A 2,802-nucleotide genomic window follows, 5' to 3' on the forward strand; every position below is an offset into this window, starting at 1 on the left:
GCCAGGCGGACAACGTCGCCCGCCCTCTCCGCGCCGACGAAGGCCGGGCTCGAAACCCGTGTCGGTAGCACCTTGTTCCGGAACACTCGCGCGCCTTTCATCGGGGCATCGGTCGAGGGCATCGGTCGCCCGCCGCACCGACGTTAGGGCCGCGTGCGGTGTCCGTACCTCAGGACTGTCCCTGATTTCAACCCTGAGGAACCCCTGACAAGATCAGGGGCGGCCGGGCGGGTGGAGCCGCCCGCCGTGTGCCACTGGAGGCCTGCCGGGCAAGGCTGGTGACGGTGCATCCGCTCGAAGGACGTGCCCCGGCGCCGGGCGCGTCACCGACGGGGACGTGCTGAAGGGCGGACCCCGTGGGTCCGCGGTGCGTGGGTGCGGCGGCCGACCGGCTGCCGCGCTCCCCTTCCACTCCGGGTGGGCGCGTCGAATTCGGTGGGCACGCCCGTACGCGGAGCATCCGGCCGGGAAATGCACTGCCGTGCACCTTGGCGGGACATCTCGGCGCGCGAATTCCGGGGTGTCGAATCGATCGGCCCGCAGGCGGATCACGCCTTTGATTCCCGGGGGGAATCCAGGTCCTCTCGGGTCGAACCGCGGATTCAGCCCGAAGCGTGGCCCGCGAATGCGCGCGGCGGTAATCCCGGAATTCCCGCCGGTGCTTCCGGCGGCGATTTCCGCGACCGCGCGGAGTTCCGATCGACGCGGACCGGGTCGTCACCCGAATCCGGGTGGGGGCCATCGGCGGGAGTCACTCCCGCTGTTGTCCGAGTAACGACTGGAGCTCCGGTGCTCGGTCTCCACGATGTCCCGGACCCTGTGGGGGAGGGGCCGGCCGGGGTGGGGGCGACCCTGCGGCGGTTGCTCATCGTGACGGTTCGGTGACGTGGGTGGAGCGGGCGGTCCGGGGTGCGATCGTCGACCAGCCGCGCGGCCACCGTTCGCCGGTCCGCCCGTGACCGTGGGCGGACCGGCGCAGTCGGCGTCCGGACGGTCGCGGGGATCGGTCGACTCGCGGACGGTGTCCGGCAGTCCGACGGTCGCGCTCGGCCCCGGATTCGCGCGGGCGTGCTGACGGACAGTCAAATGTTCCGGCGGCCGGATCGAGGGGGCTCGCCCGGCGGCCGGGCCGCAGGTCGGTGCGGTCGGCTGAATTGACGAGGTCGCGCCAACTTTGCCCGTTCGGCGTCCGCGTCCCATGCCATTCCCGTGCGGGAGCCGGGCTCCGGCATCATTGCTCGTCGCTTCCAGGCGGGGCGGAACTAGCTTCGGTCGCGATGTAGTGCAGTGTTACGCTCGATTGCTGGTTGACTTACCACGGCGTCAGGGAAAAGACTGCCTGAGGTCAGAGTTTGAGACTTCATCAGACAGTCTGTCCTGTTTAAGCATTGCTTCGGCGGTCGTGGTGCCTGTGTCCGACTCGCAGGGCCGCGCTCCCCACCAACTGCCTGGACGCGGCTGTGGTCGGGGGGGTCGTCATTGCGGGACAGCCATAGACAAATGAGATCACAGGGGGACTCATGTCAGGATCGCGGGCAGTCATGCCCGGTGCCAGGAATGTGCCGGTGCTCAGAGGGGTGGGCACCTCCTTCCGCGGCCCGCTGGGTGATCGGTGATGGCGATGGAAGGTGTCGACGTCCAGGGTCCCGCCGTGGGGGAAGAGGTGCGGATCCGCATCCTCGGCCCGATCCGCGCCGTCATCGGCGGCGCCGAGGACGCCCTGGGCGGGGTCAAGCAGCGAACGATGCTCGCCGCGCTCCTGCTGGCCAACGGCAGGCCGTTGTCCGACACCCAAATGACCCGTCTGCTGTGGGACTGGGAGCCGCCCAGCACCGTCGGGGCGCAGATCCACACCTACGCCTCCAGGTTGCGCAAGCGCCTCGGCGTGCTCGTCCCGATCACCCGCCTGCGCTCGAGCTACCGGATCGACATGAGCCACGTCTGGTGCGACCACGTGGAGTTCGAGGCCCTGGCCCGGGCCGGTCAGACCGCGTTGGACGGCGGGCAGTGGGCCCGGGCGGCCGAGCTGTTCAGCCGGGCGCTGGACCTGTGGGACGGCGAGGCCCTGGCCGACGGCACCAAGTGGTTGGCCGACACCGAGGGGCCGGCCTGGGAGGAGCGGCGGCGCGCCGTCCACGAGTCCCGGATCGAGGCCGACCTGGCGCTCGGCAGGCACCGTGAGCTGATCGCGGAGCTCACCGGCCTGGTGGCGGCCTACCCGCTGCAGGAACGGTTCCGCGCGCACTTGATGGTCGCGCTCTCCCGGTCCGCCCGCCAGGCCGAGGCGGTGAGCCTGTTCAACGAGGGGCGGCGGCTGCTGGTGGACGAGCTGGGGGTCGACCCCAGCCCGGTCCTCACCAACACCTACCAGGAGATCCTCACCGGGGAGATCGTCCGGATCCCCTCCCAGACGAGGCCGGTGGCGTCCGTGTTCCGCGGCATCCCGGTGCTGGGCGGCGTGGCCTGACCGGTGATCCGGTGTCACCGTCCGACCGCGGGGCTCACTCGGGCTCCCGCGGTCGGACGGGGGCGAACGGCCGGGGGCGGGCAAGAGAAGGATCTTGGTTCGGCCTTGGCCGAGGTCACTTCGCGCCCGACCTGGAGCTCCTGTATCGAGGGAGTATAGGGCGGCCTCCTAGAAAGTAGGCAGGAGACGCGTTTGGCGGCGCCCCACGGGGAGCGGCCGCGCGTCAGCCCGCCCAGGAGTTCCGAGAGGGTCAAGGCCTTGCTGAGCAGAATCACGAACCGTGACCGCGGTGAGCGGGAGCGTGGCGCGCACCCGGGTGTGCTGGTGCGGCTCGA

The 2,802-nt window shown here is 70.6% G+C and carries 1 protein-coding gene; it reads left to right on the top strand.

From position 1 onward, the window contains the following. The first annotated feature begins 1,615 nt into the window (after window positions 1-1,615). On the top strand, window positions 1,616-2,467 hold the full coding sequence (locus ACWDRR_RS44325) for an AfsR/SARP family transcriptional regulator (RefSeq protein WP_449778019.1): 852 nt from the start codon (window positions 1,616-1,618) through the stop codon (window positions 2,465-2,467). Window positions 2,468-2,802 lie beyond the last annotated feature (335 nt).

The sequence above is a fragment of the Kitasatospora sp. NPDC003701 genome (assembly GCF_053587085.1).

Excerpts from the sequence above, each read along its gene's own strand:
- ACWDRR_RS44325 (WP_449778019.1), top strand. The coding sequence starts at position 1,616 with ATGGCGATGGAAGGTGTCGACGTCCAGGGTCCCGCCGTGGGGGAAGAG.